The sequence below is a fragment of the Azobacteroides sp. (SeqCode) genome, from assembly GCF_055395615.1.
The window spans coordinates 45,804-58,937 of the sequence record NZ_AP014701.1 but is presented as its reverse complement, the minus strand read 5'-3'; the positions used below and the strand labels follow the sequence as shown (position 1 = coordinate 58,937).

The following is a 13,134-nucleotide window of genomic DNA, read 5'->3' as shown; positions in this document are numbered from 1 at the left end:
TAATGAAAGATAGGAATATTAGAAATGTTTAAGAAAAGAAATGGCTATAGGTGTAGATGACCAATTGAAATATACTCGTAATATTGGTATTATGGCACACATTGATGCTGGTAAGACTACTACATCAGAGCGGATACTTTTTTATACAGGGCTTACTCATAAAATTGGGGAGGTTCATGATGGAGCTTCTATAATGGATTGGATGGAACAGGAACAGGAGCGTGGTATTACAATTACTTCTGCTGCGACAACAGCCAATTGGAAGTATAATGACGATGTATATAAAATCAACTTGATTGATACTCCAGGTCATGTCGATTTTACTGTAGAAGTAGAGCGTTCTTTGCGCATTTTAGATGGTTCTATTGTCACTTTTTGTTCGGTAGGGGGTGTAGAACCTCAATCAGAAGCTGTTTGGTATCAAGCGGATAAATATCAAGTACCAAGAATTTGCTATGTAAATAAAATGGATCGTTCTGGAGCGGATTTTTTTGAAGTGATGCGACAAATGAAAGAAGTTTTAAGTGCTAACCCTTGTCCTATCCAAATACCTATTGGGGCTGAAGAGAAATTTTCTGGAATTATAGATTTAGTAAGGATGAAGGCTTTGTGTTGGTACGATGACTCTATGGGTACAGTTTATCTTGTTAAGCAAATCCCTGTAGAAATTATGTCAGAAGCTGAAAGTTGGAGAGGTAAAATGCTTGAAATTTTAGCTGAAGTGGACGATGTCTTTATGGAGAAATATTTGGATGATCCAAATAAAATTATTGAAGATGAAATTCACAGGGTTATTCGTAAAGGGACATTAGCTATGCAGATTAGTCCAATAGTTTGTGGATCTTCCTTCAAAAATAAAGGAGTACAGCCTTTACTGGATGCAGTATGTGCTTATCTTCCAAGTCCGATAGATACTGTTGTGATTAAGGGTACTCATCCTGACGATTTAAAAAAAATAGTCACTCGTAAGCCGAGTGTTTCTGAACCACTGTGTGCTTTAGCATTTAAAATTGCAACAGATCCTTACGTAGGAAGACTTTGTTTTTTTCGTGTTTATTCAGGAGAATTGAAGGCTGGTTCTTATGTTTATAATGCTCGTTCTGGAAAAAAGGAGCGTATCTCTCGATTGTTTCAAATGCATTCTAACAAACAAAATTCAAGGGATTACATTGGGTGTGGTGATATTGGAGCAGGAATAGGATTTAAAGATATTCGAACGGGGGATACTTTGTGTGATGAAAATTATCCAGTTATATTAGAATCTATGGATTTTCCAGAGCCTGTAATTAGCATTGCAGTTGAACCTAAAACACAAAAGGATCTAGATAAGTTGGGATTAGGACTTGCTAAATTAGCGGAAGAAGACCCAACGTTTACTGTTAAAACAGATGAAGAAACAGGACAAACGGTTATTTCAGGTATGGGGGAGCTTCATTTAGAAATAATCATTGACAGATTAAAACGAGAATTTAAGGTAGATTGTAATCAAGGTTCTCCTCGGGTTTCTTATAAAGAAGCTATCACTAAAGCAGTAGAATGGAGAGAAATATATAAAAAACAAACGGGTGGTCGTGGTAAATTCGCTGATATAATTATTCGTATTGAGCCAGTTGATTTGAATTTTGAAGGGGATTTACAATTTATAAATGAAGTAAAAGGTGGTAATATTCCAAAAGAATATATTCCTTCTATCCAAAAGGGTTTTTTTAGAGCAATGAAGAATGGTGTTTTGGCTGGTTATGCGCTAGATAAATTAAAAGTGACGGTTATTGATGGTTCTTTTCACTCTGTGGATTCTGATCAGTTGTCTTTTGAAATATGTGCTATCCAGGCATTTAAAAATGCTAGTGAAAAGGCTGACCCGATTTTAAAGGAACCGATTATGAAAATTGAAATAATTACTCCAGAAGAGAGTATAGGAGATGTAATTAGCGATTTGAATAAACGTCGAGGAAGAATAGAATCTATGGATACCAATCGTATTGGAGTAAGAGTTATAAAAGTATGCGCTCCTTTGTCAGAGATGTTTGGTTATGTAACAGCTTTGCGTACTATTACTTCAGGTCGTGCTACGAGTACTATGTCTTTTTCGCATTACGAAGAAATACCTATTTCTATTGCAGAAACAATATTAAAAAAAATGAACGGTAGAATAGATCTAGTCAAGTAGGATTTTGGTTTTTTATTATATATGAAGAACCAGATTTTAAATAGAAATATCTTATCTTTGTAAAGAGATATTTGTTTTCTAGCATAAAAATAGGGAAGAATATTTTATTAGATTGCTTAGTTGTTAATGATTTGAAAGTAATGAGTGAGAGCCATAAAATTAGAATTAGATTAAAGTCTTACGATTATAATCTAGTAGATAAATCCGCTGAGAAAATTGTGAGGGCTGTAAAAAGTATAGCTGATAATGTGAGTGGACCTATTCCGCTCCCTACTCATAGACGTATTTTTACAGTAAATCGTGCAACTTTTGTAAATAAAAGGTCTCGTGAACAGTTCGAGTTATCTTCGTATAAACGATTAATTGATATTTATGCATCTAATACCAAAGTAGTAGATGCACTGATGAAGTTAGATTTGTCTAGTGGTGTAGAGGTTGAAATAAAAGTATAAATTTAAATTTGAAGATTTGAGTAAGATTGTGTAATATTTTAAAAATCGTTTAGGCTAAGTATGTTACTTATAAAAAGTAGGAAATAGATTAATTAATGTTTAAGTAAAATGCCAGGATTAATTGGGAAAAAAATTGGAATGATGTCTGTTTTTAGTACTGAGGGGAAAAGTCTCCCATGTACTCTTATAGAGGTTGGGCCGTGTGTTGTTACTCAAGTGAAAACTGTCAAAAAAGATGGGTATGAATCTGTTCAGTTGGGATTTGGAGATAAGAAAGAGAAGCATACTACAAAACCAGAACAAGGGCATTTTAGAAAAGCGGGAGTATCTTTTAAAAGATATTTGGTTGAATTTGAAGGACAAGGAGAGTATAAATGTGGGGATATTATAACTGTTGATTTTTTTTGTAAGGGGATTTATGTAGATGTAGTTAGTGTATCGAAAGGTAAAGGATTTCAAGGAGTTGTGAAACGTTATGGTTTTAGAGGAGTTGGAGAAACAACTTTAGGACAAAGTGATCGTCAAAGACATCCAGGTTCTATCGGGGCATGTTCCTATCCTGCAAAAGTATTTAAGGGAACGCGTATGGCAGGGCAAATGGGGAATCAAAGGGTAACTGTAAAAAATCTCGAAATAATAGAGTTAATACCTGAACATAATTTATTGTTAATAAAAGGTTCAGTTCCAGGCTCAAAAGGTTCAATTTTGATAATCGAGAAGTAATGGAAGTAGATATTTTTAATATTAGAGGTAAAAAAACAGGAAGAAAAGTAACATTGAAAGATAGCGTTTTTGGAATTGAACCAAATGACCATGTTGTTTATTTAGATGTGAAACGATATTTGGCGAATAAACGTCAAGGTACATCTAAATCTAAAGAAAGAAGCGAAATGTCAGGTAGCACTCGTAAGTTAGGGCGTCAAAAAGGTAGTGGTAGAGCTCGTAGAGGAGATATTAATTCTCCTATTTTAGTGGGAGGAGCTAGAATATTTGGACCTAGACCTAGAGATTATAGTTTTAAACTAAATAAAAAGGAAAAAAGTTTAGCTCGTAAATCTGTTTTGTCTTATAAAATGCGTGATAGGTCTATTACTGTAATTGAAGATTTCTGTTTTGAAGTGCCAAAAACTAAGGACTTTTTGTCTTTGGTTAAAGATTTGAAAATAAAAATAGCAGACGAAAAATTGCTTATTGTTTTGCCTTGGAAAAATGATAATATTTTTTTATCTGCGAGAAATATATCAAAGGCGAAGGTAATAACTGCTTCTGATTTAAATACTTATAAAGTTTTAGATGCAGTACATTTAGTAATCCTGGAAAGTTCAGTAGCTATTATAAATAATTTTTAACAAAATAATAATGGGAATAATTATTAAACCTGTCGTAACAGAGAAACAAACTCAAATTACAAACAAGAAAACAAATCGTGTTGGGTTGTGTATTTCTCCGGGTTTTAATAAATTGGAGATAAAGGTTGCAGTGAGTGAACTTTATAATGTTTCTGTTATAAAGATAAATACGATGAATTATGATGGAAAGAAGAAATCGAGATCTACTAAGTCAAAAGTTTTTAAAGGGAAAAAGAGTTCTTTTAAAAAAGTAATTGTAACATTGAAAGAGGGGGAGACAATAGATTTTTTCAGTAATATTGATAAATAAATGGGGATTCGTAAGTTGAAGCCGACAACGCCGGGACAAAGGCATAAAATTATTGCTACATTTAGCGAAATTACAGTTGCTAATTCTGAGAAATCTCTTGTTTTTGGTAAATGTAAGTCAGGGGGACGTAATGATGAAGGTCATAGAACAATATGTCATGTTGGAGGAGGGCATAAACGTAAATTTCGTTTAATAGATTTTAAGAGAAATAAAGATGGTGTTCCTGCGACGGTAAAATCTATAGAATATGATCCTAATCGTTCTGCCCGTATTGCCTTGTTGTGTTATGCTGATGGAGAAAAAACGTATATTATCGCTCCAGATAAATTAAAAGTAAATCAAATGGTAGTTTCTGGAAAAAAAGTTGTTCCAGAAGTTGGTAATTCGCTCCCATTATCTGATATTCCTTTAGGTACATTAATCCATAATGTTGAGTTGTATCCTGGACAGGGTGCTAAACTGATTCGTTCTGCCGGAGTGTTTGCTCAGATTATTTCTAGAGAAGCTAATTATGTAATTATTAAAATGCCTTCGGGAGAAATTCGGAAGATATTTGACTTATGTAGGGCTACTATTGGTAGTGTGAGTAATTCTGATCATGCCTTAGAAAAATCAGGAAAAGCTGGAAGAATAAGATGGTTAGGTTGGCGTCCACACGTTCGTGGTGTAGCAATGAATCCTGTTGACCATCCAATGGGTGGTGGGGAAGGACGTGCTTCTGGTGGGCACCCAAGATCTAGTAAAGGTTTGTACACTAAGGGATTTAAAACGAGAAATTTGAAAAAATATTCTTCTAAATATATTATTGAAAGGAAGAAAAAATAACCTAGTATTAGTTTAAAAAAAAATATGAGTCGTTCGTTAAAAAAAGGTCCTTATATCAATGTTAAATTAGAAAAGAAAATTCTATTAATGGGGGAGTCGGGTAGGAGAAAATCTGTTGTAAAAACTTGGGTAAGGGCTTCGATGATTTCTCCTGATTTTGTTGGATATACTATTGCAGTTCACAATGGAAATAAGTTTATTCCTGTTTATATTACAGAAAATATGGTTGGACACAAATTAGGAGAGTTTTCTCCTACACGCCAGTTTCGTGGCCATGCAGGTAATAAGAAAAAGTAAACAAGTCTTATGGATATTAGGAAAAGAATGTTAGTAGAAAAGAGGAGAGAAAATAGTAAAACGATGTATTTTGCTAAGCTGAATGATGTACCAACTTCTCCTCGTAAAATGCGTCTTGTAGTAGATATGATTCGTGGAATGGAAGTTTTTAAGGCTTTGGGCGTTTTGAGATTTTCTAATAAAAAATCCTCTGTAAGAATAGAGAAATTGCTTAAGTCGGCTATTTCTAATTGGGAGCAAAAAACTGGAAGACAAGCATCGAATGGAGAATTGTTTGTAACAAAAATTAATGTAGATTCAGCTACTATGTTGAAAAGAATGCGTCCAGCTCCTCAAGGCAGATCCTACCATGTACGTAAGCGTTCTAATCATGTAGTTTTGTTTGTAAATGAAAAAAAAATAATTTCCTAAAAATGGGACAAAAAGTAAATCCGATAAGTAATCGCTTGGGGATCGTTCGTGGATGGGATTCTAATTGGTATGGGGGTAATAATTATGGGGATAGCTTATATGAAGACAGTAGAATTCGTAAATACTTAAATACCCGTCTTCTTAAAGCAAGTATATCTCGTATTATTATTGGTCGTACATTAAAATTGGTCACTATAACTGTATGTACTGCACGTCCTGGTGTTATTATTGGTAAGGGAGGGCAAGAGGTGGATAAATTGAAGGAAGAATTAAAGAGAATTACTACTAATAAAGAGGTTCAAATAAATATTTTTGAAATAAAAAAGCCAGAATTAGATGCCGTAATTGTAGCCTGTAATATTACACGCCAAGTGGCGAATAAAATAGCTTATCGTCATGCTATAAAGACAGCTATTGCTTCTGCTATGCGAATGGGGGCAGAAGGGATTAAAGTGCAAATTTCTGGACGTTTGAATGGCGTTGAAATAGCTCGTACAGAAATGTACAAAGAAGGAAGAACTCCGTTGCATACATTACGTGCGGATATTGATTATGCTTTGAGTGAAGTTTCAACCAAAGTTGGGTTATTAGGTGTAAAAGTTTGGATTTGTCGTGGAGAAATATATGGTAAACGGGATTTTATTTCCAGGTTTGATAATCAAAAAGAATCAAAGCGTTTTTTTAATAAAATAGGGAATAGAAATGAAAAAAGTAGAGGAGATGAAGGTGTTAAAAATAGAAAAAAGGAATATTAATAATAATTATTAGTGAAAAAGTAAAATTATGGGTAGTATTATAGCAAAAAGGTAATAGTTCATAGTTTATACAAGAGAAAACAAAATGTTACAACCTAAGAAAACAAAGTTTAGAAGAACACAAAAAGGACGAATGAAAGGTAATGCACAGCGAGGAAATCGATTATCTTTTGGTTCTTTTGGTATAAAAACATTGCAAGCAAAATGGATTACGGGAAAGCAAATAGAAGCTGCACGTGTTGCCGTGACACGTCATATGCAGCGTCAAGGCCAAGTTTGGGTTAGAATTTTTCCAGATAAGCCAATCACAAAAAAACCAGCAGAAGTACGTATGGGTAAAGGTAAGGGTGCTCCTGAAGGGTTTGTTGTTCCAGTTACACCAGGAAGGATTCTTTTTGAAGTTGAAGGAGTATCATTTGATGTTGCAAGAGAGGCTTTGAGATTAGCTGCTCAAAAGCTTCCAGTCATAACAAGATTTATTGTGAGACATGATTATGATTTTTTTTTAAATTAAAAATACGTGCTTATATATGGAAATTAAAGATTTGACAATTACTGATTTAAAAGAAAAATTAAGAGTTAAAATAAAAATATACGAACAAAGGAAAATTAGTCATATGGTTTCTCCATTAAATAATCCGGCAATAATTACTCGGTCTCGTAGAGAGATTGCACGTATAAAAACTGAAATACGTCAAAGGGAGATAAGTAATAAATGAAAAATGAATGGAAAGTAGAAATTTAAGAAAAGAGAGGGTAGGAGTTGTTTGTAGCGATAGAATGGATAAATCTATTACTGTTGCTGTAAAATGGAAAGAAAGACATCCTATATACGGAAAGTTTATAAATAGAATGAAAAAGTTTCATGTTCATGATGAAAAAAATGAGTGTAGGGTGGGTGATATTGTAAAAGTTATGGAAACTCGTCCTATAAGTAAAATTAAGAGATGGAGGTTAGTTGAAGTAGTTAAAAAAGTTAACTAATTATGATACAGCAAGAATCTAGGCTTAGAGTAGCTGATAATTCTGGAGCAAAAGAGGCACTTTGTATTCGAGTTTTAGGAGGGACAAGAAGGCGCTATGCTTCTGTTGGAGACGTGGTTGTCGTAACAATTAAAAATGTTGTACCTTCCAGTGATATTAAAAAAGGTACAGTATTCAAAGCAGTTGTTGTGCGCGTAAAAAAAGAAATCCGTCGTGAGGATGGTTCTTATATTCGTTTTGATGATAATGCCTGTGTGCTCCTGAATAATACAGGAGAGATACGGGGTAGTCGTGTTTTTGGCCCTGTTGCTCGTGAGCTTCGAACTATGAATATGAAAATTGTATCCTTAGCTCCAGAGGTACTATAATTGTTTTAAAAAAATGAGTAAATTACATATTAAAAAAGGTGATACAGTTTATGTGAATGCTGGCGATGATAAGGGTAAAACGGGGCGTGTACTAAGAGTGTTTGTGGATAAACAACGTGCTTTAGTAGAAGGTATTAATATCGTTTGTAAGGGTATCAAGCCAAGTGCAAAGAAACCTCAGGGAGGATTTGAAAAGAAAGAAGCTCCTGTTCATATTTCAAATTTAAATATTTTAGATTCTAAAAGTGGAAAACCTTTACGTATTAGTCGAAAAACAAATAAAAAAGGGGTATTAGTTCGTTTTTCTAGAAAATCTGGGGAGGAAATTAGATAATGAGTACCAATGTGATTAATTTGAAGAGGGAATATCGGGAAAAAATTATACCAATTTTAACTAAAGAGTTTAATTATTCTTCTACAATGCAAGTTCCTGTATTGAAAAAAATAGTAATTAATCAGGGTTTGGGTGGTGCTGTGTCTGATAAAAAACTTATTGATGTTTCTATTCAGGAATTGACAGCTATTACAGGGCAAAAAGCAGTAGCAACTATTTCAAAGAAAGATATATCTAATTTCAAACTTCGTAAGAAAATGCTTATTGGGGCAAAAGTTACTTTGCGTAATGAGCGAATGTATGAATTTCTTGAACGTTTGGTACGTGTAGTTTTGCCTCGTATTCGTGATTTTAAAGGGATAGAAGATAAATTTGATGGAAGAGGAAATTATACTCTTGGAGTTCGAGAACAAATTATTTTTCCTGAAATAAATATTGATAGTATTGTAAAAATAATGGGAATGAATATTACCTTTGTTACTTCTGCAACAAAGGATACGGAAGGTTACGCATTGTTGCGAGAGTTCGGAGTGCCATTTAGGAATATGAAGAGAATTTAGGGAAAAGTATTATGGCTAAAGAGTCAATGAAAGCTCGTGAAATAAAACGACTGAGGTTAGTTGCTAAATATAGCGATAAAAGAATTCAATTGAAAAAAGAGGGGAACTATGATGCTTTGCAGGCTTTGCCCAAAAATTCATCTCCTGTACGATTGCATAATCGATGCAAAATTACAGGGCGTCCTAAGGGATATGTTCGTCAATTTGGTGTTTCGCGTATTCAATTGCGAGAGATAGCTTCTATGGGGTTGATACCTGGTGTGAAAAAAGCAAGTTGGTAAATAGTTATGTTTTTTTTAATTAAGATTATGTTTAAAAAACATATCTCAAATATACGGTTTATTAACATTAGTAATGTTCTGATTAGAATGAAATTAATTCAATTGTTTTTATGACAGATCCGATTGCAGATTATTTAACAAGATTACGGAATGCTATTGAGGCCAAACATAAGATAGTAGAAGTTCCTGCTTCAAATTTAAAAAAAAAGATTACGGAAATTCTTTGTAGTAAGGGTTATATTTTGAGTTATAAATTTCTAGAAGATAGTCGGTTGCATCAAGGTACGATCAAAATTACTATGAAATATGACAATATGAGCAAGGTGAATGCAATTAAAGTGTTAAAACGAGTTTCTAGTCCTGGTTTGCGTATATATACGAATTGTAGGAAAATGCCTCGTGTGTTAAATGGTTTAGGTATAGCTATACTTTCTACCTCGAAAGGAGTAATGACGGATAAAGAAGCACTTGATTTTAAAATTGGTGGTGAAGTTTTGTGTTACGTTTACTAAAGATGCTATACTTACTACCGTATAGAAAACAACAATATGTCTAGAATAGGGAAACTACCAATAATAATACCGGAGAGTGTAACTGTAACTCAAAATGGGAATATAATCTCAGTAAAGGGACCGAGGGCAGAGTTATATCAAGAGGTGAGTTCAATTATCAAAGTTAGAATAGAAGAAAATAAGATAATACTACATAGACTAGATAATGGAAGGAAAAGTTGTGCTTTGCATGGATTGTATCGTTCTTTGATTAAGAATATGGTTGTTGGTGTTTCAAAAGGTTATAGAAAAGAATTAGAATTAGTGGGAGTAGGATATCGTGTTACGAACACTGGGAATTTATTAGATTTTGTATTGGGATATACACATAATATTTATTTGCAATTACCTCCAGAAATTAAAGTTGAAACTAAAAATGAACGTAATAAAAATTCACTTATTGTTTTAGAATCAGCTGATAAACAATTACTTGGACAAGTATGTGCAAAAATACGCTCTTTTCGTAGGGTGGAACCTTATAAAGGTAAGGGTATTCGTTTTGTAGATGAAGTAGTTCGTAGAAAATCTGGGAAATCAGCTAGTAAATAAAATTTCATAGATTGGTGATGATTATAAGAAAATTAAGAAGAATTAAAATAAAACGACGTATTCGTAAATGTATTTCTGGTACTGATAAATGTCCACGTTTGTCAGTATTTAGAAGCAATAAGCAGATTTATTCTCAGCTGATTGATGATTTAACTGGTAATACTTTAGCGATGGCTTCTTCTCTTGGAATTACAGAAAAAGTTTCTAAAAAACAAATTGCTTGTAGAGTAGGTATATTAATAGCTCAAAAGGCTAAAGAGATAGGTATTCGGTCAGTGGTCTTTGATAGAAATGGATATTTATATCATGGTAGAGTGAAGGAACTAGCAGATGCCGCTCGTGAAGGAGGACTTAAATTTTAATTAGAAAAATGGCAATAAATAACAGAGTAAAAACGATAGAAGATTTGGAACTAAAAGAACGGCTAGTTACTATTAAACGTGTAACTAAAGTTACTAAAGGAGGGCGTACATTTAGTTTCGCAGCTATTGTTGTAGTAGGAAATGAAAATGGGGTTGTTGGTTGGGGATTAGGTAAAGCAAGTGAGGTAGCTACTGCAGTTGCTAAAGGTGTAGCAGTAGCAAAGAAGAACTTGATTAAAATACCTATTTATAAAGGTACAATTCCGCATGAGCAATTATCTAAATTTGGTGGTGCTCGGGTTTTAATTAAACCTGCTACTCATGGAACAGGTGTGAAGGCTGGAGGAGCAATGCGTGCAGTATTAGAAAGTGTTGGGATAACTGATGTATTAGCAAAATCTAAAGGTTCATCTAATCCTCATAATATGGTTAAAGCAACAATAGTTGCTTTAAGTGAATTGAGAGATCCAGCTATGGTTGCTCAAAATAGAGGTATATCCACAAAAAGAGTATTTAATGGATAATTTGAAAATTATAAAAGTATGGCAATGATAAGAATTAAACAGGTTATGAGTCGGATTGGATGTCCAAAAAGTCAGAAAAGAACTTTAGATGCTTTGGGATTAAAAAAAAGGGGTTATATAGTAGAACGTAATGATAATTTAGCTATACGAGGGATGGTTAAAAAAGTGAGACATCTAGTTAACTTGGAAAAGTAATTTTATTTGGGAAACAGATAACAATCAATTCTAAAATGAATTTATCTAATTTAAAATCGGCTAAAGGTTCTATAAAAGTTCGTAAAAGAGTCGGTAGAGGGCAAGGTTCAGGTCTTGGAGGAACTTCTACAAGGGGGCATAAAGGGCAAAAGTCTAGATCTGGCTATTCCAAGAAAATAGGATTCGAAGGAGGTCAAATGCCTATCCAGAGACGTCTACCTAAGTTTGGCTTCAAAAATATTAATCATATAAAATACAAAGCAGTTAATCTTAATGTTATACAGACATTAGTAGATGTTCATAATTTAACTAAAGTTAGTATTCAAGATTTGATAGATGCAGGTATTGTCTCTTCAAATCAATTAGTAAAAATTCTTGCTAATGGAATTATTGTTTCTGCAGTTGAAATTACTGCAAACGCTTTTTCTAAGATGGCAGAAAAAGCGATTACAAAAGTAGGTGGGACAGTGGTAAAGCTTTAAAACAATGAGAATAATTGAGATAATAAAAGATGTTTGGAAAATAGAAGATCTAAAAGATCGTATTCTTGTAACTTTTTTTTTGGTTGTAGTATATCGTTTTCTATCTGTTATTACGCTCCCTGGTATTGATCCAACTTTATTAAGTGGATTGAGAGCTCAGACACAAGGAGGATTAATGAGTTTGTTAGATATGTTTTCAGGAGGAGCCTTTTCCAATGCTTCTATTGTGGCTCTAGGAATTATGCCTTATATATCAGCCTCAATTGTAATCCAATTATTAATGATTGTAGTGCCTTTTTTCCAAAAACTTCAACTGGAAGGAGAAAGCGGAAGACAAAAAATAAATCAATATACTCGTTATTTGACATTGTTAGTTTTGATATTACAAGCACCTACGTATCTTATTAATTTGAATGTACAAATGAAATCTGTAGGTTCTGTTGTTCCATATGACGTGTGGTTTACTTTTTCTTCCACTGTTATACTTGCTGCGGGTTCTATGTTTGTATTGTGGATAGGTGAGAAAATTACTGATAAAGGGATAGGGAATGGTATTTCTTTTATTATTATGATTGGTATTATTGCTCGTTTGCCACAGGCTTTAACTCAAGAAGTTATATCAAGAATTAGTGAAACATCTGGAGGATTAGTGATGTTTTTACTTGAAATTATTATTTTATTAGTCGTCATTGCAGGAGCTATTCTTTTGGTTCAGGGTACAAGAAAAATACCAGTTCAGTATGCGAAACAAATAATAGGTAATCGTCAATATGGTGGAGTGAGGCAGTACATTCCTCTAAAAGTAAATGCTGCAAATGTTATGCCAATTATTTTTTCCCAAGCTATTATGTTTATTCCTATTTCTTTGATTGGATTTAGTTCAAGTAAAAATACAAATAATTGGTTTGTAAAAATATTTATTCCTTTGACTAATATGAATGGTTTTTGGTATAATTTTATCGATGTAATATTGATTATCATATTTACTTGGCTTTACACTGCTATTACAATTAATCCTAAACAAATAGCTGAAGATTTGAAGCGTAACAATGGGTTTATACCGGGTGTTAAACCAGGGAAGAAAACAGCAGAATATATTGATAATATTATGTCAAAATTGACTTTTCCAGGTTCTTTGTTTCTTGCTTTAGTAGCAATCATGCCAGCTTTTGCAAAAATGTTTGGAATACAACAGAGATTTGCTTCTTTTTTTGGAGGAACTTCTTTATTGATTTTAGTAGGTGTAGTATTAGATACATTACAACAAATGGAAAGTTATTTATTAAGTCGTCATTATGATGGTTTATTGCGATCGGAAAGAATCAAAAGGCGTTCTAATAGATTTTATTAAATTATTTGTTTTGTGAACAGTGAA

The 13,134-nt window shown here is 33.2% G+C and carries 23 protein-coding genes; all 23 read left to right on the top strand.

Annotation, left to right across the window (positions count from 1 at the left end; all coding sequences use genetic code 11):
* The first annotated feature begins 40 nt into the window (after nucleotides 1-40).
* The 23 genes from fusA to secY all read left to right on the top strand — a co-directional run bounded on the left by fusA (nucleotide 41) and on the right by secY (nucleotide 13,110).
* On the top strand, nucleotides 41-2,170 hold the full coding sequence (gene fusA, locus ACZ5QM_RS00330) for an elongation factor G (protein WP_464182860.1): 2,130 nt from the start codon (nucleotides 41-43) through the stop codon (nucleotides 2,168-2,170).
* A gap of 140 nt (nucleotides 2,171-2,310) precedes the next feature.
* A complete protein-coding gene (gene rpsJ, locus ACZ5QM_RS00325) occupies nucleotides 2,311-2,622 on the top strand; it encodes a 30S ribosomal protein S10 (protein ID WP_464183338.1) in 312 nt (103 codons plus the stop codon).
* A 108-nt stretch (nucleotides 2,623-2,730) separates the two neighbouring features.
* A complete protein-coding gene (gene rplC / locus ACZ5QM_RS00320; protein ID WP_464182858.1) occupies nucleotides 2,731-3,345 on the top strand; it encodes a 50S ribosomal protein L3 in 615 nt (204 codons plus the stop codon).
* Entirely contained in the window at nucleotides 3,345-3,971 is a 627-nt protein-coding gene (rplD, locus tag ACZ5QM_RS00315; protein ID WP_464182857.1) for a 50S ribosomal protein L4, read from the top strand. The genes rplC and rplD overlap by 1 nt, the downstream gene beginning before the upstream one ends.
* Before the next feature lie 10 nt (nucleotides 3,972-3,981).
* Entirely contained in the window at nucleotides 3,982-4,281 is a 300-nt protein-coding gene (gene rplW, locus ACZ5QM_RS00310; RefSeq protein WP_464182854.1) for a 50S ribosomal protein L23, read from the top strand.
* Nucleotides 4,282-5,106: a 50S ribosomal protein L2 gene (gene rplB / locus ACZ5QM_RS00305; protein ID WP_464182853.1), complete on the top strand. Its 825-nt coding sequence runs from the start codon at nucleotides 4,282-4,284 to the stop codon at nucleotides 5,104-5,106.
* Nucleotides 5,107-5,130: 24 nt separating this feature from the next.
* On the top strand, nucleotides 5,131-5,403 hold the full coding sequence (gene rpsS, locus ACZ5QM_RS00300; protein WP_464182852.1) for a 30S ribosomal protein S19: 273 nt from the start codon (nucleotides 5,131-5,133) through the stop codon (nucleotides 5,401-5,403).
* A gap of 9 nt (nucleotides 5,404-5,412) precedes the next feature.
* Nucleotides 5,413-5,814 (top strand): 50S ribosomal protein L22, encoded by a 402-nt coding sequence (gene rplV / locus ACZ5QM_RS00295; protein WP_464182850.1) that lies wholly within the window; start codon nucleotides 5,413-5,415, stop codon nucleotides 5,812-5,814.
* 2 nt (nucleotides 5,815-5,816) lie between these two features.
* Nucleotides 5,817-6,569 (top strand): 30S ribosomal protein S3, encoded by a 753-nt coding sequence (gene rpsC, locus ACZ5QM_RS00290; protein WP_464182849.1) that lies wholly within the window; start codon nucleotides 5,817-5,819, stop codon nucleotides 6,567-6,569.
* Between the two features lie 85 nt (nucleotides 6,570-6,654).
* Nucleotides 6,655-7,083: a 50S ribosomal protein L16 gene (gene rplP, locus ACZ5QM_RS00285; protein WP_464182848.1), complete on the top strand. Its 429-nt coding sequence runs from the start codon at nucleotides 6,655-6,657 to the stop codon at nucleotides 7,081-7,083.
* 16 nt (nucleotides 7,084-7,099) lie between these two features.
* On the top strand, nucleotides 7,100-7,288 hold the full coding sequence (locus ACZ5QM_RS00280) for a large ribosomal subunit protein uL29 (RefSeq protein ID WP_464182846.1): 189 nt from the start codon (nucleotides 7,100-7,102) through the stop codon (nucleotides 7,286-7,288).
* Nucleotides 7,289-7,295: 7 nt separating this feature from the next.
* Complete coding sequence (gene rpsQ / locus ACZ5QM_RS00275) at nucleotides 7,296-7,553, top strand: 30S ribosomal protein S17 (protein ID WP_464182845.1); 258 nt, start codon at nucleotides 7,296-7,298, stop codon at nucleotides 7,551-7,553.
* A gap of 2 nt (nucleotides 7,554-7,555) precedes the next feature.
* Nucleotides 7,556-7,921 carry a 50S ribosomal protein L14 gene (rplN, locus tag ACZ5QM_RS00270; protein WP_464182844.1) on the top strand — a complete coding sequence of 122 codons (366 nt, stop codon included), beginning with the start codon at nucleotides 7,556-7,558 and terminating at the stop codon, nucleotides 7,919-7,921.
* A gap of 13 nt (nucleotides 7,922-7,934) precedes the next feature.
* Nucleotides 7,935-8,255 carry a 50S ribosomal protein L24 gene (gene rplX / locus ACZ5QM_RS00265; protein WP_464182842.1) on the top strand — a complete coding sequence of 107 codons (321 nt, stop codon included), beginning with the start codon at nucleotides 7,935-7,937 and terminating at the stop codon, nucleotides 8,253-8,255.
* Nucleotides 8,255-8,815: a 50S ribosomal protein L5 gene (gene rplE / locus ACZ5QM_RS00260; protein ID WP_464182841.1), complete on the top strand. Its 561-nt coding sequence runs from the start codon at nucleotides 8,255-8,257 to the stop codon at nucleotides 8,813-8,815. The genes rplX and rplE overlap by 1 nt, the downstream gene beginning before the upstream one ends.
* Before the next feature lie 11 nt (nucleotides 8,816-8,826).
* Entirely contained in the window at nucleotides 8,827-9,096 is a 270-nt protein-coding gene (rpsN, locus tag ACZ5QM_RS00255; RefSeq protein ID WP_464182840.1) for a 30S ribosomal protein S14, read from the top strand.
* Between the two features lie 110 nt (nucleotides 9,097-9,206).
* Nucleotides 9,207-9,608, top strand: coding sequence for a 30S ribosomal protein S8 (gene rpsH, locus ACZ5QM_RS00250; protein ID WP_464182839.1), 402 nt, complete (start codon nucleotides 9,207-9,209; stop codon nucleotides 9,606-9,608).
* 36 nt (nucleotides 9,609-9,644) lie between these two features.
* Nucleotides 9,645-10,196 (top strand): 50S ribosomal protein L6, encoded by a 552-nt coding sequence (gene rplF, locus ACZ5QM_RS00245; RefSeq protein ID WP_464182838.1) that lies wholly within the window; start codon nucleotides 9,645-9,647, stop codon nucleotides 10,194-10,196.
* Between the two features lie 17 nt (nucleotides 10,197-10,213).
* The gene (rplR, locus tag ACZ5QM_RS00240; protein WP_464182836.1) at nucleotides 10,214-10,558 is read left to right on the top strand and encodes a 50S ribosomal protein L18; all 345 of its coding nucleotides are present in this window, start codon (nucleotides 10,214-10,216) and stop codon (nucleotides 10,556-10,558) included.
* 8 nt (nucleotides 10,559-10,566) lie between these two features.
* Nucleotides 10,567-11,082 (top strand): 30S ribosomal protein S5, encoded by a 516-nt coding sequence (gene rpsE / locus ACZ5QM_RS00235; protein WP_464182834.1) that lies wholly within the window; start codon nucleotides 10,567-10,569, stop codon nucleotides 11,080-11,082.
* 18 nt (nucleotides 11,083-11,100) lie between these two features.
* On the top strand, nucleotides 11,101-11,277 hold the full coding sequence (gene rpmD / locus ACZ5QM_RS00230; protein WP_464182833.1) for a 50S ribosomal protein L30: 177 nt from the start codon (nucleotides 11,101-11,103) through the stop codon (nucleotides 11,275-11,277).
* A gap of 35 nt (nucleotides 11,278-11,312) precedes the next feature.
* Nucleotides 11,313-11,759, top strand: coding sequence for a 50S ribosomal protein L15 (rplO, locus tag ACZ5QM_RS00225; RefSeq protein ID WP_464182831.1), 447 nt, complete (start codon nucleotides 11,313-11,315; stop codon nucleotides 11,757-11,759).
* A gap of 4 nt (nucleotides 11,760-11,763) precedes the next feature.
* Nucleotides 11,764-13,110 carry a preprotein translocase subunit SecY gene (gene secY / locus ACZ5QM_RS00220; RefSeq protein WP_464182830.1) on the top strand — a complete coding sequence of 449 codons (1,347 nt, stop codon included), beginning with the start codon at nucleotides 11,764-11,766 and terminating at the stop codon, nucleotides 13,108-13,110.
* The last annotated feature ends 24 nt before the right edge of the window (nucleotides 13,111-13,134 follow it).

Coding starts and splice junctions, on each gene's coding strand:
- rplR (WP_464182836.1), top strand. CDS start 10,214: ATGATTATAAGAAAATTAAGAAGAATTAAAATAAAACGACGTATTCGT.
- rplF (WP_464182838.1), top strand. CDS start 9,645: ATGTCTAGAATAGGGAAACTACCAATAATAATACCGGAGAGTGTAACT.
- ACZ5QM_RS00280 (WP_464182846.1), top strand. CDS start 7,100: ATGGAAATTAAAGATTTGACAATTACTGATTTAAAAGAAAAATTAAGA.
- rplC (WP_464182858.1), top strand. CDS start 2,731: ATGCCAGGATTAATTGGGAAAAAAATTGGAATGATGTCTGTTTTTAGT.
- fusA (WP_464182860.1), top strand. CDS start 41: ATGGCTATAGGTGTAGATGACCAATTGAAATATACTCGTAATATTGGT.
- rplD (WP_464182857.1), top strand. CDS start 3,345: ATGGAAGTAGATATTTTTAATATTAGAGGTAAAAAAACAGGAAGAAAA.
- rplX (WP_464182842.1), top strand. CDS start 7,935: ATGAGTAAATTACATATTAAAAAAGGTGATACAGTTTATGTGAATGCT.
- rpsE (WP_464182834.1), top strand. CDS start 10,567: ATGGCAATAAATAACAGAGTAAAAACGATAGAAGATTTGGAACTAAAA.
- rpsQ (WP_464182845.1), top strand. CDS start 7,296: ATGGAAAGTAGAAATTTAAGAAAAGAGAGGGTAGGAGTTGTTTGTAGC.
- rpmD (WP_464182833.1), top strand. CDS start 11,101: ATGGCAATGATAAGAATTAAACAGGTTATGAGTCGGATTGGATGTCCA.
- rplN (WP_464182844.1), top strand. CDS start 7,556: ATGATACAGCAAGAATCTAGGCTTAGAGTAGCTGATAATTCTGGAGCA.
- rpsS (WP_464182852.1), top strand. CDS start 5,131: ATGAGTCGTTCGTTAAAAAAAGGTCCTTATATCAATGTTAAATTAGAA.
- rplV (WP_464182850.1), top strand. CDS start 5,413: ATGGATATTAGGAAAAGAATGTTAGTAGAAAAGAGGAGAGAAAATAGT.
- rplB (WP_464182853.1), top strand. CDS start 4,282: ATGGGGATTCGTAAGTTGAAGCCGACAACGCCGGGACAAAGGCATAAA.
- rpsJ (WP_464183338.1), top strand. CDS start 2,311: ATGAGTGAGAGCCATAAAATTAGAATTAGATTAAAGTCTTACGATTAT.
- rpsH (WP_464182839.1), top strand. CDS start 9,207: ATGACAGATCCGATTGCAGATTATTTAACAAGATTACGGAATGCTATT.
- rplP (WP_464182848.1), top strand. CDS start 6,655: ATGTTACAACCTAAGAAAACAAAGTTTAGAAGAACACAAAAAGGACGA.
- secY (WP_464182830.1), top strand. CDS start 11,764: ATGAGAATAATTGAGATAATAAAAGATGTTTGGAAAATAGAAGATCTA.
- rpsC (WP_464182849.1), top strand. CDS start 5,817: ATGGGACAAAAAGTAAATCCGATAAGTAATCGCTTGGGGATCGTTCGT.
- rplE (WP_464182841.1), top strand. CDS start 8,255: ATGAGTACCAATGTGATTAATTTGAAGAGGGAATATCGGGAAAAAATT.
- rplW (WP_464182854.1), top strand. CDS start 3,982: ATGGGAATAATTATTAAACCTGTCGTAACAGAGAAACAAACTCAAATT.
- rpsN (WP_464182840.1), top strand. CDS start 8,827: ATGGCTAAAGAGTCAATGAAAGCTCGTGAAATAAAACGACTGAGGTTA.
- rplO (WP_464182831.1), top strand. CDS start 11,313: ATGAATTTATCTAATTTAAAATCGGCTAAAGGTTCTATAAAAGTTCGT.